This is a genomic window from Euzebyales bacterium (genome assembly GCA_036374135.1).
GTDB lineage: Bacteria > Actinomycetota > Nitriliruptoria > Euzebyales > JAHELV01 > JAHELV01.
On the sequence record DASUUK010000068.1, the window covers coordinates 13,372 to 34,129 of the forward strand.

Sequence of the window (20,758 nt, forward strand, 5' to 3'; positions counted from 1 at the left end):
CTGGCCAGGCCGGGTACAGGCCGGGTGAGTCCGGCCACGAGTGGCAATGCGCGGCAAGGAGTGGCAGACGCTCGACACGGCCTATGGCCGTCTGACCAGCACAAACACCGGTCTGACCTGGGTGCCCCCGGCAGGAATCGAACCTGCGACTCCCGACTTAGGAGGTCGGAGCTCTATCCACTGAGCTACGAGGGCGTCCGGCTAGCAGCGTAGCGACTCAGCGGTCGTCGGCGCGGCGGATGATGCCGGCGAGGACGGCGACGCCGGCGCCGACCAGCAGGATCGGCCACAGGCGCGTGATGCTGAGCCAGATCGCCGCCGCCGGACCCGCCAGCAGGTGCCCCAGGCCGAGGGCCAGGAACAGCAGGCCGGCGAGCAACGACAACAGATCCAGCCGGTGGCGTTCCATCAGATTCCCTCCGCAGCCGGGCGCAATGCAGGGCCTCGCTCGCCGGATCGGGCGACCTCGATCTCACCGAGCACTGCTGACAGATCGAGGTCGATGGTGCCACCGTCCTCGTCGCCCTCCTCGGCGATGGTCAGCGTGGCCGGCGTCCCGTCGCTCGTCCGGTCGAGCACGTCGACCGCCCCCACCTGCACCTCTGCCTGGCCTTCGAGGGTTGCGCCTTCGGGCACGACCACCTGGAGCGACCCAATGGTGGTGGACGCCTCCAGCGTGACCTCCTCGCCCGGCTCGAGCTCGAGGCGCGTGAGGTCGATCTGCATCTCGCCCATGCCCAGCCGATACTCGTCCGCGATTTCGCTGACGTTCTCGGGGACGTATCGCCGCTGACCGACGCCGGTCGGCACGTCCGGGACGGCCGCCGACGCGGACAGCCCCATGAGCATGACGACGCCCAGGACGATCAGGCCACGTGCCCGGCCCCATCGGGCTCCGACCAGCAGGCCGCCGCCCACGATGGCCAGCGCCACTGCCACGTACGTCGCCGTCGCCACATCGAACCACGGCAGCAGCGACTCCAGCAGCGCGACGGCACCGACCACGATGAGCACCGCCGCGACGGTGACGCGCCCGAGGATCGACGGAGGAGGCGGCGGCTTCGGTGGTTCAGCCAGGGGCGTCGGCCGCCAGCCGTCGTCCGTCCGCCGGGGCGGAGGCACGGTCATCAGGTCGCTGTAGTACGCGTCGTCGTACGGGTTGGTCGACCTGGCCTCGAAGGGGTTCTCGTCGGACGGCGGGCCGCCTGATGGCTCGGACGCCGTGGTACGGGATGCCGGCTGCCGTTGCGGCGACGACGTCGGCGCGTCGCCGCCCACGGACGGCCTGCCGGGCCGGTCGTCGTCATCGTCGGAGTCCCGGAACAACAGGAAACCCAGGCCGACCAGCAGTGCGGCCCATAGCCACTCGCCACCGAAGGCGCGTCCGCTGTTGGCCAGAATGACCACGACGAGCACCGCGAGCACGATCCTTCCGGTCGAGCGGCTGCCGACGTTGAAGCGGCTCAACAGGCCGTCGCCGACCGATCGGCCCGAATCCCGGTCCGGGACGAACAGCCATGCGACGCCGTACAGCGGCAGGCCGGCTCCACCGATGAACATCAGCCCGACGAAGGCCAGCCGGAAGATCGCGGGGTCGACGTTGAAGTAGTCCCCGAGCCCTCCGGCGACACCGGCGATCACGCGGTCGCGGCTGCGGCGCGTCAGCTGGCGCGTGCGGAGTGGACGTGGTGGCGGGGGAGTGGCCCTCGCGGAGCCGGACGCGCCGCCGGGCGGCGGGGGCGGGGGGCCGCCCGGCGACGGTCCGGGGCCGCGGGGAAGTGGTGAGCCGGTCCCGGACCCCGACGTGTCGCCGGACGCCGGTCCAGCGTCTGCGTCGTTGGCCGGTGGCGTGCTGGCCTCAGATGGGGGTGGGGAGCTGGCGTCCGATTGACCGGCGGCGCCCGGGTCGATGTCCGGTGGAGTTGTGCCCGGGTCCGACGGGGACGGTGCGTCCCACGCTGCACCCGGTGGCGCCCCGTCGGCGGTGGACGGTGCGCCCGGGTCCGACGGGGACGGTGCGTCCGACGCTGCCCCCGGTGGTGCCCCGTCGGCGGTGGACGGTGCATCCGTACCCGACGGGGCTGCCGTTGCGGTGTCGTCCGCGCCTGGGTCCGGCCCGGTCGCTGAACGGCGCTCGGGACCGGGTTCCGACGGTGTCTGGCGTGTGTCCATGGCCCTGATGATGGTCCGCCACGGCGTCCGCGACCATCAGGGAACCCCCTGGCCACCCCCGATGCACGCTCTGATCCCTCAGGGGAGTCACCCATGGGCCTGCGCGTGCGCCCGTGCGACCATGGAGCGCACGCCATGCATCGACCCGACGACGGATCCCGCCATCGCCACGCAGACGGAGCCGACCAGCACCCGACGAGGTGTCGGGCTATGGCGTAGCCATGACAGGCGGGTGATCGCCGGGATCGCAGGCGGGCTGTCAGAGCGGTTCGGCATCGACCCGGTGTACGTACGTGCGAGTTTCGTCGCGCTCGGCATGGCCGGCGGGTTCGGCGTGTTTGCCTACCTGTTGCTGTGGACCGCTGCCGACCAGGAGCGTCCCCCGGACGCCGTCGTGCGCCGCGCCAGGCCACGCCACGACCTCGGAACGCTGTCCATCGTGCTCGGCATCATGCTGATGCTGCGGTCGACGGGCATCTGGCTTGGCGACGGGGTCGTGTGGCCGGTCGCGCTCGTCGCGTTGGGCAGCAGTGTGATCTGGTCGCGTAATGACGACGGCGGTGCGTGGAACCGGTTCGCCTCGGCCGCGACGAACGCCGAGAGCCCCGGGCGGACAGGGCTCGTGCGTCTCGCGCTGGGCGGTGTGCTGGTCGTCGCAGGCGTCGGCATCTTCATCGCCGGCAGCAGCGCGTTACCGCAGACCGGTGGCGCCGTGGTCGCCGTCGTGATCACCGGTCTGGGCGTCGGTCTCATCCTTGGACCATGGATGGTCCGCCAGGCGCAGCAACTGACCCAGGAACGTCACGAGCGCATCCGTTCGCAGGAGCGCGCCGAGGTCGCCGCCCACCTGCACGACTCGGTGCTGCAGACGCTGGCGATGATCCAGCGCAGCGACTCGTCGCGCCGGATGATCAGCCTCGCGCGCAGTCAGGAACGCGAACTGCGCGCCTGGCTGTACGGCGCCGACGACCAGCAGGCCGACCGCCTCCAGCCCATGTTCGAGGACGTCGCCGCGCGGATCGAGCAGCGGTACGACCTTCCCGTCGAGCTCGTGGTCGTCGGTGACATGCTGGTCGACGACCAGGTCCGCGCGCTGTCGGCAGCAGCCTACGAGGCGCTGCAGAACGCCGCGCGGCACTCACAGGCGGACACGGTGTCGATGTACGTCGAGGTCGAGCCCGCGCACGTCACCGTGTTCGTGCGCGATGAGGGCAAGGGCTTCGACCCTCGAGCCATCCCCGACGACCGCCGCGGGATCGACGAGTCCATCCGCGGCAGGATGTCGCGCCACGGTGGCGTGGCGACCGTCCGTAGCGAGCCCGGGTCGGGCACCGAGATCGAACTCCAACTGCCACGGGAGCACACACGATGATCCGCGTCTTCCTCGTCGATGACCACCGTCTGTTCCTGTCCGGCGTGAAGTCGGAGCTGCGCGTGGGGTTCGAGGTCGTCGGCACCGCCAGCGACGTCGACACCGCCATCTCCGGCATCCGCCGCACCCGTCCGGACGTCGTGCTGCTCGATGTGCACATGCCGGGCGGTGGCGGCCGCACTGTCATCGAGGCCATCTCGGAGGAACGCCCCGAGACGCAGTTCCTGGCGCTGAGCGTCTCCGATGCCGCGGAGGACGTGATCGCCATCGTCCGCGCCGGCGCGCGCGGCTACGTGACGAAGTCCATCTCTCCTGCCGAGCTCACGGACGCGATCCGCCGGGTCCACGACGGCGACGCGGTCTTCTCGCCGCGGCTGGCCGGTTTCGTCCTGGACGCGTTCGCCAGCGACGCGATCCAGCCGGTCGACCCGGAGCTCGACCAGCTGACCAACCGCGAGCGGGAGGTCCTGCGTCACATCGCCCGGGGCTTCACCTACAAGGTGATCGCCCAGCGCCTGCACATCTCGGTCAAGACGGTCGAGACCCACGTGTCCGCGGTGCTGCGCAAGCTGCAGCTGAGCAACCGCCACGAGCTGACCCGCTGGGCGACCGACCGCCGCCTGGTCTGACCGCGGCTCTGTCCTGCGGGGCGAGTTCGGCTGCTGGGTGTTGACAGGTCGCCCCGGTGGTGGGTGGTGCCGCTTGCGTGGGGTGTCCTCGGCTGCTGGGTTTTGACAGGTCGTCCCGGTGGTGGGTGGTGCCGCTTGCGTGGGGTGTCTTCGGCTGCTGGGTGTTGACAGGTCGCCCCACTGGTGAGGTCAGGCGTGGGGGATGACCGACGGCCCGCCGTGGGCGGTGAAGCGCCATGCGTCGCGCGATCCGAGCGCCACCATCTCGCCGTTGATCGGCAGCACGCCGCAACAGGCGGGGATCCCCAGGATGGAGATGTCGCTGCCGACCTGCTCGGACACCCGGTCGACCAGATCGCCGCGTGGTTCGTCGTAGTGGGGCAGCACCAGCACGCCGGGCACGACGGCAAGGCCGGGCCGGACCTGCATGTCGCCGCCCGGTACGACCATCACCTCGCCCAGCACCATCGCGCCGGCGCTCGCGCCGATCAGCGTGCCGCCGCGCACGAGATGCGCGCGCAACGCCCCGCCGATCGCGGTCTCGACCACCCGCCGGTGTATCCGCACCGGTGAGCCGCCCGGGATCACCACGGTGTCGGCGTCGATGATGGCGCGCACCGACCCCCGCAGCGACGTCTCGGGCTCGGGCACGGCGATGATGTCGGACACCCCGAGATCGCGCAGGTACTCCGCGCCGTTGGTGGCGGCCGTGCGGTACTCGACGCCGATGGCGCAGGCCAGGGGGGCGATCGCGACGACCCCGGCATCGATGCGCGCGAGCCAGTCCTCATCCATGGTGCGGCAGTCGGGCGTGAACTCGTCGCCGCCCTGCAGGCAGATGAGGCCGTTCACGACTGACCCTCGCGCGCTCCCTGTCCGCCGAAGCGCTCCCGCACGCGTGCATCGGCGGCACTCGAGTGGTCGCGCAGCCCGTCCCGGTGCGCATCCATCGCCCGGGCCAACTTCGGGTCGGCCACCGCCAGCATGCGACATGCCAGCAGCGCGGCGTTCTCCGCGTTGCCGATCGCGACGGTCGCCACGGGCACGCCGCGGGGCATCTGCACGATCGACAGCAGCGAGTCCAGCCCGTCGAGCCTGCGCAGCGGGACCGGTACGCCGATCACCGGCAGGCGCGTGACGCTGGCGAGCATGCCCGGCAGATGCGCTGCGCCGCCGGCGCCTGCGATGATGACGGCGATCCCGCGGTCGGCGGCCGCGGCTCCGTACGCCAACATCTCGTCGGGACGCCGGTGCGCGGACAGCACCCGCACCTCGTGCGCCACGCCGAAGCGGGCGAGCGCGTCGACGGCGGCCTGCATGCAGTCGAGGTCCGAGTCGCTGCCCATGACCACCGCGACGCGCGGCGGTGCGTCGGATCCACCGGTTGCACCCGTGCCGGCGTCGTCGGGTGACGCGTCCGTCATGTCTTCCTCCTGCGGCTACGGCGGGTTCTGGGCCGTCGCCGACGCGCCCGATCGCGGTGCGTCACGCGGCAGCCCTACCCACTTCGGACCGAACCTGTACCTCATGAGTCGCCACCCTGGACCCGGCACGGCACCCGTCACAGGCCGGCCGCCTCCGCCGCCGTGCTCCGGTGGCGCACGCCCATCAGCGCGTCGGCGGCGGCGTGCGCGTGCCGGGCCGCGCCGGCGTGATCCTCGGCGACCGCGGTCACGTGTCCGAGCTTGCGGCCGGGCCGTGGCCCCTTGCCGTACAGGTGGACGTGGACGCCCGGGACGCCGAGTGCGGACCGCAGCCGCGACTGCGGCCACGCTCCATCGGGTCCGCCCACCACGTTGACGCTGCAGACCGCCGGGCCGGTGGCGTCCATGCTGCCCAGCGGCAGATCCAGCACGGCGCGCAGGTGGTTCTCGAACTGCGACGTGGCGGCGCCGTCGATCGTCCAGTGACCCGAGTTGTGTGGTCGTGTCGCGATCTCGTTGATCTGCAGGGCGTCGCCTGTCCAGAACAGCTCGACCGCGCAGATCCCGACCGCGCCGACCAGTTCGACCACCCGGGCGGCCAGGCGCGCCGCGTCGCGCCGCACGGTACCCGGCACGCGGGCGGGGACGAACAGCTCACGCAGCATCCCGTCGTGCTGGACGGTCTCGACGACGGGCGCGGCCACCCGTTGCCCTCCGGGGCGACGCGCGACCACGACGGCCAGTTCGGTGGCGATCGGCACGCACCGCTCCACCAGCACGTCCACGCCGTCGTCACCGCCGGCCTCCGACCACACCTGCGTCAGCTCGGCCCTGTCCGCGACGCGCCACACACCGCGGCCGTCATAGCCACCGCGCGGCCGTTTGCACATGACCGGCCACCCGTGCTCGCCGGCGAACGCCTCCGCGACGCCAATGTCAGCGGTCACGACGAACGCGGGTACCGGCAGCCCCGCCCCGGCGAACGTGTGACGCTGCAGGGCCTTGTCCTGCGCGTGGCGCAGCGCGGTCGTCCCGGGGCGCACCACGTGGCCGGCGGACTCCAGCGACGCGAGGGTGTCCCTGTCGACGAGCTCGTGGTCGAGCGTCAGCACATCGCAGTCGGCGGCAAAGCGGCGCAGCGCATCCGGATCGTCCGCAGCGCCGATCACCGCGCGCGTCATCACTGTGGCGGCTGCGTCGTCGGGCCGCGACGCCAGCACGCGCAGGTCGACGTCGAGCCCTATCGCGGCCTGCCAGCACATCCGCGCGAGCTGTCCGCCGCCCACGATGCCGATCGTCGGTCGAGGGTCGTCCATGGCGCGCAGGCTACCGCCGGCGGCGCCGGGAGCTCGTGCCTGGTGGCCACCGACGCGCACAGCGGCGTGCGGTCGCCGTCGGTGGGGCACCACCCGCGTCCGGTCGGTGGCTGCCCGGACGTGCGGCGTATGGCGGCGTGGCGCCCGGCGGCCGGTGGTCGCAGCTCGCGTCCGTGCGCATCCGGCGCCCGGCGGCCGGTGGTCGCAGGCCGCGTCCGTGCGCATCCGACGCCCGGCGGCCGGGGGTCGCAGCCCGCGTCCGTGCACATCCGACGCCCGGCGGCCGGATGGTCGTGCGAGACTGGCGCATCTCCCTGCGACAGGTGGTGCCCGTGACGCTTCCCGAGCTCGACGACGCTGACGTGCGTGCGATCCTCGACGCCGCGCTGTCCTCAGGTGGCCAGTTCGCCGACCTGTACGTCGAACAGCGACGCAGCCGCTCGGTGGGCGTCGACGACCAACGGGTCGAGGACCTGGTCACGGGCCTCGACCGCGGTGGTGGCGTGCGCGTGATCGCCGACGGCCGCACCGCCTATGCGTTCACCAACGTGCTGACGCGTGAGGCGCTGATCGACGCCGCGCGCACCGCGGCGGCAGGGATCGACGGGCGCGATCGCGCGACGATCGCCGACCTGCGCACCGTGCAGCCGCCCTACAGCCATCCGGCACGGCGTGACCCGGCGGAGCTCGACGGTCCGGGCATGGCCGACATCGTGCGGCGCATCGACGAGGCAGCGCGCGACGTCGACGGTGCGGTCCGGCAGGTCGGCGCGACCTACGGCGACACGACCCAGGACGTGCTGCTGGTCAACTCGGAAGGTCACCGCCACACCGAGCACCGCGTGCGCACGCGGCTGGCCGCGCGCGTGGTCGCGGCCCGCGACGACGTCGTCCAGACCGGGCTCGAGGCGCCGGGCGCCGCGGCCGGCCTCGAACTGCTCGACGAGCACCCGCCCGACCAGGTGGGCCGCCGCGCCGCCGAGCGTGCCGTGCTGATGCTCGACTCCCGGCCGGCGCCTGCGGAGGACATGACGGTCGTGCTCGCGCCCGGCAGTGGCGGCGTGCTGTTCCACGAGGCGTGCGGCCACGGCATGGAGGCCGACATCGTCGCCAAGGGCGCCAGCGTCTACCAGGGCCGCCGCGGCGACAAGATCGGCTCCGACCTGATCTCCGGGGTCGACGACGCCACGATCGCCAACGCGTGGGGCAGCTTCGGCTTCGACGACGAGGGGACGCCGGCGCAGCGCACCGTCCTGTTCGACCGTGGTGTGTGCACCGACTACATGACCGATCGGCTGCGTGCCGACGAACTGGGCCTGGCACGCAGCGGCAACGCGCGTCGCCAGTCCTACGCGCACCTGCCGATCCCGCGGATGACCAACACGTACATCCTGCCGGGTGACGACGATCCCGACGAGATCGTGCGGGCGGTGCGACGCGGGCTGTTCTGCGACCAGCTGGGTGGGGGACAGGTGGACCCCGCATCCGGCGACTTCGTGTTCGGCGTGGCGGTCGCGTGGCTGATCGAGGACGGCGAGCTGACCCACCCGGTGCGCGGGGCCAACCTGGTCGGCGACGGTCCGTCGATCCTCGCCCGCGTCGACGCGGTGGGCACGGACTTCGACGTGCGGGAGGGCATCTGCGGCAAGGACGGTCAGGGCGTCCCGGCCGGCCTGGGCAACCCCACGGTCCGCATCAGCCGCATCACGGTGGGAGGGACGGGCGCGTGATGGCCGGACATCGCACCGCTCAGCGGTCGTCCCGCGGACGTGGGGGTAGGTCATGAGTGCTGACGAGTTGCTGGGCGTGCTGGACCGCATCGTCGATCGCGCGAGGGCCGACGAGGGCGTCGAGGCGTTCGGGCTGGACGAGACCGAGACCACCGTCAAGGCGCACGACGGCGCGGTCGAGTCGCTGTCGAGCGCCCGGCGTAGGGGTGTCGGCATCCGCGTCGTCAGTGACCGTCGTGTGGGCTACTGCTACACCGTCGATCTGTCGGACGATGCGCTGGCCGCCGCGCTGGACGAGGCACGCGACAACGCCTCGGTCGGCACACCCGACGACGGCAACGTGCTGCCCGGTCCGCGACCGGTGGACGACTTCGACGAGGACCAGCTGTACGACGCCGCAGTCGAGCGTGTCACGCCCGACGAGAAGGTCGAGGCGGCCATCGCGGTGGAGCAGGCCACCCGTGGCGGCGGTCGGCACATCACCGGGACCGACGCGGCGCGCTATGGCGACAGCGTGCGGATCGCCGCGATCGCGTCCAGCACCGGCGTGCGCGCCGACTACCGGCGCAGCGACGCCTACCTGCTGGTCGAGGCGCTCGCCGGTCGCGACGGGTCGACGACCAGCGCGCTCGGACTGTCGATGGGGCGCAGCCTCGCCGAGCTCGACACTGATGCCACTGCCGCCGAGGCCGTGGACCGCGCCACGCGCCTGCTGGGTGGCACCGCGCCGTCGACCGCGCGGCTGCCGGTGGTGTTCGACCCATTCGTCACGGCGTCGTTCCTCGGGCTGGTGGCCGGCGGGCTGACCGCCGAGGCCGTCCAGCGCGGCCGCAGCCTGTTCGCCGGCAAGGTCGGCGAGCAGCTCGCCCCGTCGTTCGTGCAGCTCGTGGACGACGGCCGGCTGGTGGGGGGTCCGGCTGCGGCGCCGTGGGACGGGGAGGGCACACCGACGCAGCGGACAGTGCTGCTGGAGGATGGCGTGCTGCGGGGCTACCTGCACCACGTCGCCAGCGCCGTGCGCGACGGCACGTCCAGCACGGGCAACGCCAGCCGCCCGAGTTACAGCGCGCCTCCGGGGCTGAGCCCGACCAACTTCTACATCGAGCCGGGTACGACGAGCCCGGCCGGGCTGATCGCCGACATCGACACCGGTTTCTACTGCCAGCAGGTGATGGGCCTGCACTCGGGTGCGAATCCCATCACCGGGGACTTCAGCGTGGGCGCCGCGGGTGTGATGATCCGCGACGGCGTGTTCGCCGAGGCGGTGCGCGAGGCCACCATCGCCGGTTCGATCCCGCAGATGCTGGAGCAGTTGATCGCGGTCGGCGACGACCTGCGCTTCCTGCCGTTCGGTGGCGCGATGGGTGGCGCGACGCTCGTGGTGGACGGCATGACGCTCGCGGGCGGGGCACAGGGGGACGCATGAGGTTCGCAACGCTCCGGCACGGGGACGGGACGACCACGGCGGCCAGGCTCGACGGCGACCGGTTGGTCCCCGTCGAGGCCGCCGACGCCGTGACGGCGCTGATGACCGGTGCCGGCGACGACGTGTCGGCGGAGGACGTCGCGGTGGCCGACGCCGATCTGGCGCCTGTCGTCGTCAACCCTCCCAAGATCGTGTGCCTGGGGCTCAACTACGAGACACACATCACCGAGATGGGCCGGGACCTGCCGGAGCACCCGACGTGCTTCGCCAAGTTCGCGGTGGCGTTGATCGGCGCCCGCGACGACATCGTGCTTCCGTCGGTGTCGACGAAGCCCGATCACGAGGTCGAACTGGCGCTCGTGATCGGTCGGCGCGCACGCAACGTCGACGCGCCCGACGCGTCGGATGTGATCGCCGGCTACACGATCATGAACGACGTGTCGATGCGCGACTGGCAGTTCCGCACACAGCAGTGGCTGCAGGGCAAGACGTTCGACCGGACCACCCCGCTCGGTCCGGTCCTGGTGACCGGCGACGAGATCGACCACGCCCGGGACCTGGCGATCAGCTGCGCGGTCGACGGCGATGTGCGTCAGTCGGCGCGGACGAGCGACCTTGTGTTCCCCCCGGCGGAGGTCGTGTCGTACCTGAGTCGGATCATGACGCTGCAGCCCGGCGACGTGATCTCCACGGGGACGCCGGGCGGCGTCGGCGCGGGCTGTGACCCGCCCCGCTTCCTGCAACCCGGTCAGGTGGTCCACACGCAGATCGAGGGCATCGGCGAGCTGGTCAACACCTGTGTCGCCGACACGACCTGACCGCGGGATCAGGCGCCGAGCGATAGCGCGATCAGGCTCGCGACGCCGACGACGACGCAGTACACCGCGAAGCCGGTGAGGCGGTCCCGGGCGACGAGCGCGAGCAGCCAGCGGATCGCCAGGTAGCCGGACACGAACGCTGCCAGGATGCCTGCCGCGATCGCGGGTGCGCCGAACACGCGGTTGCCCGCCGTCAGGTCCGGCAGGCTCACGATGGTCGCACCGACCAGGGCCGGCAGCGCCAGCAGGAACGAGAACCTGGTGGCCGCGGGCCGCGTCAGCCCCGCACCCATGCCCGTCGCGATGGTCGTGCCGGATCGCGAGACCCCGGGGAACAGGGCGAAGCACTGCCCGACGCCGATGATCAGCGCGTGCCGGATGCCGATCCGATCCAGCGTCATGCCCTCGTGATCGCCGGCGTCGTAGCCGACCATGATCTGCTTGCGGTCGGTCGGCGGGCGCGCCGCCGTGATGCCTCCACGTCGCGTGCGTGCGGCCTCGCCTAGCACCAGCAACGCCCCGGTCGCGATCAGGAACGTCGCGGCCGTCGTCGGGGATTCGAACGCGGCCTCGACGACGTCGCCGAGCAGCACGCCGATGATCGCCACCGGCACGCTGCCGACGGCCAGCAGTGCCGCGAGGCGGCGGTGATAGGGGATGAGGACGGGGTCACCGATGCCGAAGACTGCCGCGAGCATCAACTTCAGGTCGGTGCGGAAGTAGAGCACGACCGCCGCGAACGTGCCCAGGTGGAGCGCGACGTCGAACGCGATCCCCGGGGTCTCGATGCCCAGGAAGTGCGGCACGAGCACGAGGTGCCCGCTCGACGAGACGGGGATGAACTCGGTCAGGCCCTGGATGAGCCCGAGCAGGACGGCACGGAGCACTTCGCCCACGGCTGGATCGGTCCTCGAGGTCGCCCGGATGCTCCGGCCGAACGGCCGGAGATGACGGACACGAGCATAGGCTCTCGCCCGCCGGTGCGTGCAGGTCCGGATCGGTCGACCGGCACCGTCGCGGGTTGCGCGATCACGGCGGCGCCTGTGTGAGCAGCACATCACCACCCGCCAGTCCCCGCATGGTCGCCGCCACCTCGGCCGTCGCCAGCCCCACGAGCGCGACGGGATCGTCCCCGGCGGACACGCGAAGCACAGGTCGGCGCTCGGCCACGCGCCGTGACCGGTCCGGTGCGGCCTCGAGCACCCAGACGTCGACCGTTCCACCCGCCGTGACCTCCAACCCCGGTGGGACGGGCAGCGGCACGGCGCGCAGCTCCGGGTCGAGGCCAGCTGCCGGGCCCTCGGGTGACAGGTGCGCCCTGGTCAGCACCGCACTGGCGGGTAGCGCGAGCGCGAGTCGCTCGTCGCCGTCGACCGAGCGCGGGGCGTCGGCCGGCACCATCGCCGGTGGCAGCAGCACCGACCGCACCTGCGGACGGTCACCGACGTTGGCGTGCTCGACGGCGATCAGCGCGCGACGGGCGGGTCCGCCCCAGCGACGGTGCACGTGCGCGGTCCACCACTGACCGACCGCGACGACGGCCAGGAACGCCGCGACGAGCGCGAGCGCGCGTCGGCGTGGCGTCGTCCGCCACCAGCGTTCGCTGCACGCGTCGAGCGCCGCGGGCAGGGCGTATGGTGGCCCGTCGAGGTGGCGTCGCAGGTGGGACAGTGAGCGCATGGCCCGGCAGGCTGACAGCCTGCCGCCGGGCGTGCACGGCGAGGCCATGCCGGGGTGTTGACAACGTCACCGCCGTGCCGGTCCGGACGCGCCGGCGGTCCGTGGCGGGGTGTCCTCGGAGCTACGGCGAGAACTGGGCGCCGTCGAGGGCGCGCAGCGTCGGCCGGCCGGGCGACAGGGGCAGCCGGGGCACCATTGCGAAGAGCAGGTCGCGCAGGCGGGAGTTGTTCGCAGCGAAGACCTCCACCACCCGGTCCTTGCTGACCGGTGGCACGCTGGGGTCGTCCTCGAGACCGACGTCGTAATCGGTGATCAGTGAGACGTTGACGGCGGCCATCTGCAGCTCCCTGGCCAGCGCGACCTCGGGGTACTGCGTCATGTTGATGACCTCCCAGCCCATCGACGAGTAGAAGCGCGACTCGGCGCGGGTCGAGAACCGCGGCCCCTCGATCACCACGACCGTGCCGCGGTCGTGGACGGGGATGCGCAGGTCGCGGGCGCACTGCACGGCGACCTGCCGCATCTCCTCGTCGTAGGGGTCGGCGAGTGAGACGTGGGTCACGGGCGTCTCGTCGTGGAACGTGTCGACGCGGTTGCGGGTTCGGTCGACGACCTGGTCGGCGACGACGAAGTGACCCGGCATCACGTCGGGCTGCAGTGAGCCGGCCGCACACGGCAGGATGACGTCGGTGGCGCCGAGCTCCGACAGGGCCCAGAGGTTCGCGCGGTAGTTGATGCGGTGCGGCGGCAGCTCGTGGTTCGGGCCGTGGCGTGGCAGAAAGCCGACCGCGCGCCCGTCGATCTCACCGATGACCACGGGCGCGGACGTCGCGCCGTACGGCGTCTCCGGGGTCACCTCACGGGCGTCGTCGAGCAGTTCGTAGAAGCCCGAGCCGCCGATGATGCCGACCGCGATCGCGCCGGGCGCCATCCTCAGGCGCTCTTGGCGTCGGTCGATGCGGCCGTGTCCGACGACGTGCTCTTCGCGCTGTCGGCCGTCGAGCTCGACGAGTCCGACGAGCCGGATCCGTCACCGTCCGACGACCGCGACGACCCGCTCGTCGAGCCGCTGCGCGACCGCTCGTTGCGGGTGTCGGTGACGTAGTAGCCCGAACCCTTGAAGATGATCCCAGCGGCGCTGAAGACCTTGCGCAACTGCCCTCCGCAGTGCTGGCAGGTCTGCAGCGGGTCGTCACTGAACGACTGCACGACCTCGAGGTGCCGTCCGCAGTCGCGGCACGCGTACTCGTACGTTGGCATGGTTGCTGCTCCCGGCGTTGAAACGGGTGTGACCGGCCCGACCGGTCCACCGGGCCCGGGCACGCGGGGGTGGCCGCGGCCGGGGCCGACCGGGGTTCGGCGGCGCACCCGGCCGTGCGGGACTGTCACGTCCGCGCGCCAGTATGCCGAGTTGGTGCACGCCGCGGGCGCACGGGCCCCGGCAGAGGTCACGTCACGACCACGCCCTCCTCGGTGACGACCATGTCGACCGGCACGTCACGGTCGTCACGCGGCACGCGGTCGACGATCTGCGTGGCGAAGGCGACGCCGATGACGGGGGTCTCCGGCCGCAGCCGCAGCAGCAGCCCGTCGTAGAACCCACCCCCGTAGCCGAGCCGGCCTCCCGCGCGGTCGAACGCGACGCCCGGAGCGACGACCACGTCCAGCCGGTCCACCCGGGCGGGGCGGCGGCCACGCCGGACGGGCTCGCGGATGCCCATCCGCCCCGGCACGAGATCGGCGTCGAGATCCGTCACCCGCATCATCTCGAGCCACGGCGGCGACATCCGGGCGATGTAGGGCAGGAACACCCCGACGCCCAGGGCGATGCGGTCGACCAGGAAGGGGTCGAGCGCGACCTCCGACCCGAAGGACGCGAACGCCAGCAGGGTCCTGGCCGTGCTGACCTCGGGGAGCTGCGACAGACGTGCACGCACCGCCGCGCTGGCGCGCGCGTGCACGTCGTGTGCCAGGGCGTCGCGGCGCGCGAGCAGCTCCCGCCGCACCCGGGCCTTCTGGTCGCGCACCAGCTCCACCACCCGTCGGCAGGCCCCGTCGGGGACCCGTGAGCGTGCCTTCGCCGCACCGCAGGGAGGGTCCGGCCGGCCACCTGAACGGCGCCGGGGCAGCGTAGCCCGCGCGCCGTCCGGGCACCCGCGTTCCGGCGGGCGGGTCGACCCCGTAGACTTCCGTCCAGCCACATCCGACCGCAGCTGATCCCGGTCGGAAGTCGACGAGGCGAGAGGCATGGCGTTGCGAGCGCGCAAGGCGGTCATCCCGGCCGCGGGTCTGGGCACCCGGTTCCTGCCTGCCACGAAGTCACAGCCCAAAGAGATGCTGCCACTCGTGGACAAGCCCGCGGTGCAGTACACCGTCGAGGAGGCGGTGACGGCGGGCATCGACGACCTGTTGGTGGTCACGGGTCGTGGCACGCGGTCGTTGGAGGATCACTTCGATCGGGACGAGCAGCTCGAGGCCAGCCTGGCGGCCGACGGCCGTGACGATCTGCTCGCGGCGATCCGCCAGCCCGCGATGCTGGCGCGCCTCCACTACGTGCGACAGGGCCGGCCGCTGGGCCTTGGTCACGCCGTGGGATGTGCCCGAAACCACGTCGGTGACGAGCCGTTCGCCGTGCTGCTGGGTGACGACGTCCTCGGCGACGGTGGGCAGTTGCTGCGGCGGATGACCGAGCTCAACTCCGTGACCGAACGCACGGTGCTCGCCGTCACGGAGTTCGACGACGACCAGTTGCACAAGTACGGCGTGATCGCGGGTGAGCCCGATCCGAGCGACCCCGACGTCTATCACGTCACCGACATGGTCGAGAAGCCCGGGCCGACCAGCGCGCCCTCCAACCTGTGCATCATCGGCAGGTACGTGCTGACACCCGACATCTTCGATCAGATCGACGCGCTGCACCCGGGACAGGGTGGTGAGATCCAGCTCACCGATGCGATGCGGGCGCAAGCGCTCGAGAAGCCGATCCGGGCGATCCGATACACGGGTCCACGCTTCGATCTGGGGAGCAAGGCCGACTGGCTGCGGGCGACCGTGCGCCTGGCGACCGAGCGTGCTGATCTGGGTCCTGAGTTCCGGGCCTTCCTGCGTGAGGTGGTGCAGTCGTGGTGAGCCAACCATCCGCCGACCGACCTGACGACGACGTGCACGACGCACCGCCCGACCAGCATGGCGGTGCCCAAGACGAGGTCAGCCACCACGACCACGGTCCGCCCGCGTCCGAGCTGGTTCCGCTGTCGGAGTACCTGCAGGGCATCATCGACGCGGTCTCTCCGCTGCCGCCGATCCAGCTGTCGCTGCTGGATGCGTCAGGCTGCGCGCTGGCCGCCGACGTCGTCGCGCACACCGACGTCCCACCGTTCGACAACTCGGCGATGGACGGCTACGCCGTGGTCGCCGACGCCGCGGACGGGTGGCTGCCCGTCGTCGGCGAGGTCGCGGCCGGCGACGACGAGCCGATGCCCGCCGAGCCCGGCACCGCCGTCGGGGTGATGACCGGTGCCGTGATGCCACCGGGTGCGGACGCGGTCGTGCCGGTCGAGCAGGTCGAGCGCGATGGCGACCGGGTCCGGGTGACGTCGCCGCCCGCGCACGGTGCCCACATCCGTCGCGCCGGCGAGTCGGTGCGCGCCGGCGAGACGATCCTGGTCACCGGCACCGTGCTCGACGCCGCGAGCGTCGGCATGCTCGCCGCGTTGGGTCACTCGTACGTCTCGGTCTACCCGCAGCCGCGCGTGGTCGTGGTGTCGACCGGCGAGGAGCTCGCCGACCCCGGGACCGAGCGGTCAGCCGGGGCGATCTACGATGCGAACAGCTACGTGCTGACCGTGCTGGCGCGTGACACCGGCGCGCAGACGCTGCGGCGCATGATCGCCTCGGACGACAAGGCCGACCTGCGTGAGACGATCGAGGAACTGCTGCCCCACGCGGACGTGCTCGTGACGACCGGCGGCGTCAGCGCCGGCCGCTACGACATGGTCAAGGTGGTCCTCGCCGAGCTCGGTGACGTGCAGTTCCGCAAGGTCGGCATGCGGCCGGGCATGCCGCAGGCGTTCGGCTTCATCGAGGCGGACCCCGACCGCTACATCCCGTGCTTCGGTCTGCCGGGCAACCCCGTCAGCGCGTACGTCAGCTTCGAGGTCTTCGTCCGCCCGACCATCCGTCGGCTGCAGGGCCGCCGCGACCTCAGCCGGCCGCGTATCAGCGCGGCGCTCGAGGCCCCGTTGGACTCGGTCGCAGACAAGGTGGAGTTCACCCGCGTCACGCTGCGACGGCGGGACGGGGAGTGGCAGGCGCGGCCGACCGGCGCGCAGGGCAGCGGCATCCTGCGCTCGCTGGTCGATGCGGACGGCCTCGCCGAGGTGCCGGCCGACCGGGACCGCCTGGAGATCGGCGAGCGGGTCGTCGTGCACCTGCTGCGCAGCGTGTGACGCTGTGACCGATGACCGGCTGACCCACCTCGACGCGCGCGGTCACGCACGCATGGTGGATGTCGGCGACAAGGCACCGTCCGTCCGTGAGGCCACCGCGAGTGCCGAGGTCGTGTTGCGCGCGGCCACCGCGGAGCAGCTCGCGGCGGGCAGTCTGCCCAAGGGTGACGCGCTGGCCGTGGCCCGGGTGGCCGGCATCATGGCCGCGAAGCGCACCCCGGAGCTGATCCCGCTGTGCCACACCGTCGCGCTGGCGGGCGTCGAGGTCGATGTCGTCGTCCACCACGATCCGCCCCGAGCCGAGATCCGCACCACGGTCCGCGCCGCCGACCGCACCGGTGTCGAGATGGAGGCACTGGTCGCGGCCAGCACCGCCGCACTCGCGCTGTACGACATGATCAAGGCGATCGACCGGGGCGCCGTGGTGCGCCACGTGCGGCTCGAGCACAAGTCCGGCGGCGTGCGTGGCGAGTACCGGCGGGGTGGCGACGATGGCTGAGAAACCGCGACGGGCGACGGTGCTCACCGTCTCGACGCGCGCCGCCGCCGGTGTCTACGACGACGAGGCAGGTCCGCTGCTCGCCGAGCAGCTGCGCTCGGCGGGGTTCACCGTCAATCCCGTCGTCGTCGTGCCGGACGGCCGCGACGTCGTCGCCGACGCGCTGCGGACCGCACTGCCGGACGCCGACGTGATCGTGACGACCGGCGGCACGGGCCTGCACCCGCGGGACCGCACGCCCGAGGCGACCAGCGACGTCATCGAGCGCACCGTCGACGGCATCGCGGAGGCGATGCGTGCGGCCGCGCTGCGCATCACGCCGATGGGCATGTTGTCCCGCGCCATCGCGGGCGTCGCGCAGGACACGTTGATCATCAACCTGCCTGGATCGCCCAAGGGGGCGACCGAGAACCTGTCGGTCGTCCTGCGTGTGCTCGGTCACGCCGTCGATCAGCTGCGCGGCGGCGATCACCCCCGCTGAAGCGCCGGCGCCGCGGGGCCGGATCACGGCGTGTGTGCCCGGCATGAGCGAGGATGAGGCCCAGTCGTCGGCGGTGCGCCGGACATCCGCCGGGAAAAATCACTTCGTTGGTAGTCTGCGCCGCGATGAGCTTCGTCGTCGTCGGACTGCTGGTCGCCCTGTGGACCTGGGTGCTGCTGCCCGGCCTGCTGCGCAACCGACGTGACGCCTCGACGCAGGAGCTGGGTACCGACGTCGATGGCGACGGTGACGCCCTGCCCCGGTCCGCTTCCGACCGGCGCGACGGCGACGGAGCCGGCCGCCGGATCCTCGTCCTGAGCGATCCCGAGAAGATCGTCGCCGCACAGCCGCGCAGCCGCGCCGAGCTGCGCCGACGTGCCGTGCTCGCCCGCGGCGGCTTCGCGCTGGTCGCCGCGGTCGTGGCGGGGCTTGCGCTCGGCGGCCCGTGGTGGGTGCCCGCCGCTGTCATCGGCGTGCCGTACACCCTGTACGTCGGTTTGGCCGTGCGGCTCGAACGACGCCTCGCCGAGCAGCGCGAGACCCTGCACGACATCGCGGAGGAACGCGCGCGACGACAAGCGCCGCAACCCACCGTTGCCGATCCCGACGCGATCGAGCTGGTCGTGGGCGACGCGTCGGGCATCATCGTCACGGGCTGGCAGCGGGGCCGCTCCACCGATTCGTGACCCCACGGGCATCACCGAGGAGGACGCGTGGCACAGCTCGACGACATCGGCGAGCGCGCACGGACTGAGCTCGAGACCCTGCACCGGGCGCGTGAGGACGCGTACGCGGCGTCGCGCCGCGTCATCCGTTCTGCGGCAAACGCGATCCGCGCGGTGCATCGCTCCGAGGGGGCGACGGCGCGCGCACTGCTCGACGAGGCGACCGACTCGCTCGACGTCGTACGGGGCGCCTCACGTGAGCGGCCACAGCTGACCGGCGCCGGCTTCGTCCTCGACGCCCAGAAGGAGTACGCCGAAGCCCGGCTGGTCTATGGACTGCTCGTCGCCGCGTCCGACGACCTGCCCGGCCCCGACGAGCTCGACATCGACACGGCGGCGTGGCTCAACGGGCTGGCCGAGACCGTTGGCGAGCTGCGTCGACGGATGCTCGACCTCTTGCGCGCGGGCGACCACGACGGGGCCAGCGCCGCGCTCGCCGCGATGGAGGACATCATCGCGGTGCTGGTCACGATCGACTTCCCGGACGGCGTGACCGGCGGTCTGCGGCGCTCGACCGATGTCGCGCGGTCGATCACCGAACGCAGCCGCGGCGACCTGACGACGGCGCTGCAGCTCGATCGAGTACATCGTGCACTCGCCGCCGCTGACCTCGACGGACGGGTCGGGAGCGCGGACGGCTGAGGTCGTCGTCCAACGACGACACCTGTCCTCCGCGTGGTCGTCGACGTGTGCCGTCGAGTGCTAGCATCGCGTGCCGCGGGGCTGTAGCTCAGTTGGTAGAGCGCCTCGGTCGCATCGAGGAGGCCAGGGGTTCGATTCCCCTCAGCTCCACCTCACCCCGTTCTGAACCCCGGAGCCATGCCGAGGCCGGGGGTTTGCTGCGTCCGAGGTCCGATGCGTGGTCGCAACATGCACCAAATTGCCACGAATGCGACCGCAGTGCGGCGTTGTCCACGTCTTGACACGGAATGCGCAGGTCTTGTTGACACGTGCCGCCGCGGATGCGTATGTCTCGTGCCAGGCGCCATGGCACGTGCCGGGGTGAGGGTGGTGAGCCGGCCATTGCGACCGCGACCCATGACAGAGCGCTGGTTTCTGCCAGGCCGACATCATCGAGGTCCACACACTCGACTCGACCGGCGGACTGGCCTACGCAGAGCTCGACCGCGAGGACCCGCTGCGGGACGTGGCGATGCAGTCATCCTTCCTGCAGGCGTCGTTGTTCACGTCGGTCGTCGCCCCGGACGCGCCGTGACGACATGGGTCTCGTTGTGGAACACGAGGCCCGTGTCGTCCACGTGCGCTGCCAACGCGTCCTCGCACGCCGCGACGAGTGCGCCGAGGCGTACATCGTCGAGCGCGGCGAGTGGTCCGGCCAACGGTGAGCTCGCTGCCTCGCGACGTACGAACTCCGCGACCGAGGGGAACCGCTCCTCGCCGACTGCGATGCGCACGACGACATCGGTCAGGCCGGCCTCGTCCGCCGCCGCCCGCAGCGCTCCCGCGTCCCCGAACGCGAAGGGCGAGGCCATCATCCGCGCCGCCGCGTCACCTGCGTACTGGCCGAGCAGCCGCGAGAACACGGCGTACACCGGGTTGTGGGCCAACGGGCGCAGAACGCTGAACGCGATCGTCCCGTCCCGTGTCGCGACGCGGCGGATCTCACGGAGCACCGCGACCGGGTCGGGGAAGAACTGCACGGCCTCCTCGCACAGCACGACGTCGAACGTGTCGTCGTCGAACGGCAGCGCACCGGCGTCGGCGAGGCGCCAGTCGATGTCGGACGTCACGTCGGCCGCCGCGGCCGATGCGGCGGCGAGCATGTCGGGGTTGATGTCAACGCCCGTTATCGACCCGGTCGGGCCCACCCGTCCGCCTGCGGCACGAGCGACGACCCCGGTGCCGCAGGCAACGTCGAGCACGCGGTCGCCCGGGCGCACGTCGGCGATGGCGACGAGCCGACGTGCCATGGCGTCGAAGATCGCCGGAACCAGATACCGCTCGTAGGCGTCCGCCGCGTTGCCCTGCAGTTGCCAGCCGTCGCCCGTCATCATGTTCCGCATCACGCGTGCTCCTG

The 20,758-nt window shown here is 72.0% G+C and carries 22 protein-coding genes and 2 tRNA genes; 12 read left to right on the forward strand and 12 right to left on the reverse strand.

The annotated features are described in order from the left end of the window. Positions 1–122: 122 nt before the first annotated feature. The 3 genes from VFZ70_11345 to VFZ70_11355 form a co-directional block, all read right to left on the reverse strand. Positions 123–195, reverse strand: a tRNA-Arg gene (locus tag VFZ70_11345). Positions 196–217: 22 nt separating this feature from the next. Next, positions 218–409: a hypothetical protein gene (locus VFZ70_11350; protein ID HEX6256391.1), complete on the reverse strand. Its 192-nt coding sequence runs from the start codon at positions 407–409 to the stop codon at positions 218–220. Further along, positions 409–2,172 carry a PspC domain-containing protein gene (locus tag VFZ70_11355; protein ID HEX6256392.1) on the reverse strand — a complete coding sequence of 588 codons (1,764 nt, stop codon included), beginning with the start codon at positions 2,170–2,172 and terminating at the stop codon, positions 409–411. Before VFZ70_11355 ends, VFZ70_11350 begins: the two co-directional genes overlap by 1 nt. A gap of 121 nt (positions 2,173–2,293) precedes the next feature. Here VFZ70_11355 and VFZ70_11360 point away from each other — a divergent pair, with 121 nt between their 5' ends. After that, positions 2,294–3,544 carry a PspC domain-containing protein gene (locus VFZ70_11360; protein HEX6256393.1) on the forward strand — a complete coding sequence of 417 codons (1,251 nt, stop codon included), beginning with the start codon at positions 2,294–2,296 and terminating at the stop codon, positions 3,542–3,544. Continuing rightward, positions 3,541–4,173 (forward strand): response regulator transcription factor, encoded by a 633-nt coding sequence (locus VFZ70_11365; GenBank protein ID HEX6256394.1) that lies wholly within the window; start codon positions 3,541–3,543, stop codon positions 4,171–4,173. Before VFZ70_11360 ends, VFZ70_11365 begins: the two co-directional genes overlap by 4 nt. A gap of 189 nt (positions 4,174–4,362) precedes the next feature. Here VFZ70_11365 and VFZ70_11370 read toward each other — a convergent pair whose 3' ends face one another. The 3 genes from VFZ70_11370 to VFZ70_11380 form a co-directional block, all read right to left on the reverse strand. Further along, entirely contained in the window at positions 4,363–5,025 is a 663-nt protein-coding gene (locus VFZ70_11370) for a Type 1 glutamine amidotransferase-like domain-containing protein (GenBank protein HEX6256395.1), read from the reverse strand. Next, positions 5,022–5,597 (reverse strand): 5-(carboxyamino)imidazole ribonucleotide mutase, encoded by a 576-nt coding sequence (gene purE, locus VFZ70_11375; GenBank protein ID HEX6256396.1) that lies wholly within the window; start codon positions 5,595–5,597, stop codon positions 5,022–5,024. The genes VFZ70_11370 and purE overlap by 4 nt, the downstream gene beginning before the upstream one ends. A 137-nt stretch (positions 5,598–5,734) precedes the next feature. Then, positions 5,735–6,913, reverse strand: coding sequence for a 5-(carboxyamino)imidazole ribonucleotide synthase (locus tag VFZ70_11380; protein ID HEX6256397.1), 1,179 nt, complete (start codon positions 6,911–6,913; stop codon positions 5,735–5,737). A gap of 332 nt (positions 6,914–7,245) precedes the next feature. Here VFZ70_11380 and VFZ70_11385 point away from each other — a divergent pair, with 332 nt between their 5' ends. The 3 genes from VFZ70_11385 to VFZ70_11395 are packed head-to-tail and all read left to right on the forward strand — an operon-like array spanning position 7,246 to position 10,887. Next, complete coding sequence (locus VFZ70_11385) at positions 7,246–8,643, forward strand: TldD/PmbA family protein (GenBank protein ID HEX6256398.1); 1,398 nt, start codon at positions 7,246–7,248, stop codon at positions 8,641–8,643. Positions 8,644–8,695: 52 nt separating this feature from the next. Then, positions 8,696–10,069: a TldD/PmbA family protein gene (locus VFZ70_11390; GenBank protein ID HEX6256399.1), complete on the forward strand. Its 1,374-nt coding sequence runs from the start codon at positions 8,696–8,698 to the stop codon at positions 10,067–10,069. Next, complete coding sequence (locus VFZ70_11395; protein ID HEX6256400.1) at positions 10,066–10,887, forward strand: fumarylacetoacetate hydrolase family protein; 822 nt, start codon at positions 10,066–10,068, stop codon at positions 10,885–10,887. The genes VFZ70_11390 and VFZ70_11395 overlap by 4 nt, the downstream gene beginning before the upstream one ends. An 8-nt stretch (positions 10,888–10,895) precedes the next feature. Here the strand turns inward: VFZ70_11395 and VFZ70_11400 are convergent, their stop codons facing one another. From VFZ70_11400 to VFZ70_11420, 5 genes are all read right to left on the reverse strand, one after another. Next, positions 10,896–11,783 (reverse strand): undecaprenyl-diphosphate phosphatase, encoded by an 888-nt coding sequence (locus tag VFZ70_11400; GenBank protein HEX6256401.1) that lies wholly within the window; start codon positions 11,781–11,783, stop codon positions 10,896–10,898. A gap of 133 nt (positions 11,784–11,916) precedes the next feature. After that, a complete protein-coding gene (locus tag VFZ70_11405; protein HEX6256402.1) occupies positions 11,917–12,567 on the reverse strand; it encodes a hypothetical protein in 651 nt (216 codons plus the stop codon). Between the two features lie 121 nt (positions 12,568–12,688). Then, a complete protein-coding gene (locus VFZ70_11410; protein ID HEX6256403.1) occupies positions 12,689–13,498 on the reverse strand; it encodes an S-methyl-5'-thioadenosine phosphorylase in 810 nt (269 codons plus the stop codon). A 2-nt stretch (positions 13,499–13,500) separates the two neighbouring features. Further along, positions 13,501–13,827 carry an FmdB family zinc ribbon protein gene (locus VFZ70_11415; protein HEX6256404.1) on the reverse strand — a complete coding sequence of 109 codons (327 nt, stop codon included), beginning with the start codon at positions 13,825–13,827 and terminating at the stop codon, positions 13,501–13,503. Positions 13,828–14,015: 188 nt separating this feature from the next. After that, on the reverse strand, positions 14,016–14,594 hold the full coding sequence (locus VFZ70_11420; GenBank protein ID HEX6256405.1) for a 5-formyltetrahydrofolate cyclo-ligase: 579 nt from the start codon (positions 14,592–14,594) through the stop codon (positions 14,016–14,018). Positions 14,595–14,814: 220 nt separating this feature from the next. Here VFZ70_11420 and galU point away from each other — a divergent pair, with 220 nt between their 5' ends. The 7 genes from galU (at position 14,815) to VFZ70_11455 (ending at position 19,512) form a co-directional block, all read left to right on the forward strand. Then, the gene (galU, locus tag VFZ70_11425; protein HEX6256406.1) at positions 14,815–15,696 is read left to right on the forward strand and encodes a UTP--glucose-1-phosphate uridylyltransferase GalU; all 882 of its coding nucleotides are present in this window, start codon (positions 14,815–14,817) and stop codon (positions 15,694–15,696) included. Continuing rightward, the gene (glp, locus tag VFZ70_11430) at positions 15,693–17,015 is read left to right on the forward strand and encodes a gephyrin-like molybdotransferase Glp (GenBank protein ID HEX6256407.1); all 1,323 of its coding nucleotides are present in this window, start codon (positions 15,693–15,695) and stop codon (positions 17,013–17,015) included. Before galU ends, glp begins: the two co-directional genes overlap by 4 nt. Before the next feature lie 4 nt (positions 17,016–17,019). Next, positions 17,020–17,514, forward strand: a complete 495-nt coding sequence (gene moaC, locus VFZ70_11435) for a cyclic pyranopterin monophosphate synthase MoaC (GenBank protein HEX6256408.1) — start codon at positions 17,020–17,022, stop codon at positions 17,512–17,514. Then, positions 17,507–17,995, forward strand: a complete 489-nt coding sequence (locus VFZ70_11440; GenBank protein ID HEX6256409.1) for a MogA/MoaB family molybdenum cofactor biosynthesis protein — start codon at positions 17,507–17,509, stop codon at positions 17,993–17,995. The genes moaC and VFZ70_11440 overlap by 8 nt, the downstream gene beginning before the upstream one ends. A gap of 125 nt (positions 17,996–18,120) precedes the next feature. Further along, positions 18,121–18,681, forward strand: coding sequence for a hypothetical protein (locus VFZ70_11445; GenBank protein HEX6256410.1), 561 nt, complete (start codon positions 18,121–18,123; stop codon positions 18,679–18,681). A 27-nt stretch (positions 18,682–18,708) separates the two neighbouring features. Next, positions 18,709–19,362: a hypothetical protein gene (locus VFZ70_11450; GenBank protein ID HEX6256411.1), complete on the forward strand. Its 654-nt coding sequence runs from the start codon at positions 18,709–18,711 to the stop codon at positions 19,360–19,362. A 77-nt stretch (positions 19,363–19,439) separates the two neighbouring features. Beyond that, positions 19,440–19,512 (forward strand) — tRNA-Ala (locus VFZ70_11455). 392 nt (positions 19,513–19,904) lie between these two features. On the opposite strand, the gene VFZ70_11460 is transcribed toward VFZ70_11455, so the two are convergent. Beyond that, entirely contained in the window at positions 19,905–20,744 is an 840-nt protein-coding gene (locus VFZ70_11460; GenBank protein HEX6256412.1) for a methyltransferase domain-containing protein, read from the reverse strand. Positions 20,745–20,758: the final 14 nt, after the last annotated feature.

Excerpts from the sequence above, each read along its gene's own strand:
- VFZ70_11395 (HEX6256400.1), top strand. The coding sequence starts at position 10,066 with ATGAGGTTCGCAACGCTCCGGCACGGGGACGGGACGACCACGGCGGCC.
- VFZ70_11440 (HEX6256409.1), top strand. The coding sequence starts at position 17,507 with ATGGCTGAGAAACCGCGACGGGCGACGGTGCTCACCGTCTCGACGCGC.
- purE (HEX6256396.1), bottom strand. The coding sequence starts at position 5,597 with ATGACGGACGCGTCACCCGACGACGCCGGCACGGGTGCAACCGGTGGA.
- VFZ70_11365 (HEX6256394.1), top strand. The coding sequence starts at position 3,541 with ATGATCCGCGTCTTCCTCGTCGATGACCACCGTCTGTTCCTGTCCGGC.
- VFZ70_11360 (HEX6256393.1), top strand. The coding sequence starts at position 2,294 with ATGGAGCGCACGCCATGCATCGACCCGACGACGGATCCCGCCATCGCC.
- VFZ70_11380 (HEX6256397.1), bottom strand. The coding sequence starts at position 6,913 with ATGGACGACCCTCGACCGACGATCGGCATCGTGGGCGGCGGACAGCTC.
- VFZ70_11355 (HEX6256392.1), bottom strand. The coding sequence starts at position 2,172 with ATGGACACACGCCAGACACCGTCGGAACCCGGTCCCGAGCGCCGTTCA.
- VFZ70_11410 (HEX6256403.1), bottom strand. The coding sequence starts at position 13,498 with ATGGCGCCCGGCGCGATCGCGGTCGGCATCATCGGCGGCTCGGGCTTC.
- VFZ70_11350 (HEX6256391.1), bottom strand. The coding sequence starts at position 409 with ATGGAACGCCACCGGCTGGATCTGTTGTCGTTGCTCGCCGGCCTGCTG.
- VFZ70_11390 (HEX6256399.1), top strand. The coding sequence starts at position 8,696 with ATGAGTGCTGACGAGTTGCTGGGCGTGCTGGACCGCATCGTCGATCGC.
- VFZ70_11415 (HEX6256404.1), bottom strand. The coding sequence starts at position 13,827 with ATGCCAACGTACGAGTACGCGTGCCGCGACTGCGGACGGCACCTCGAG.
- VFZ70_11460 (HEX6256412.1), bottom strand. The coding sequence starts at position 20,744 with ATGCGGAACATGATGACGGGCGACGGCTGGCAACTGCAGGGCAACGCG.
- galU (HEX6256406.1), top strand. The coding sequence starts at position 14,815 with ATGGCGTTGCGAGCGCGCAAGGCGGTCATCCCGGCCGCGGGTCTGGGC.
- VFZ70_11405 (HEX6256402.1), bottom strand. The coding sequence starts at position 12,567 with ATGCGCTCACTGTCCCACCTGCGACGCCACCTCGACGGGCCACCATAC.
- VFZ70_11445 (HEX6256410.1), top strand. The coding sequence starts at position 18,121 with ATGAGCTTCGTCGTCGTCGGACTGCTGGTCGCCCTGTGGACCTGGGTG.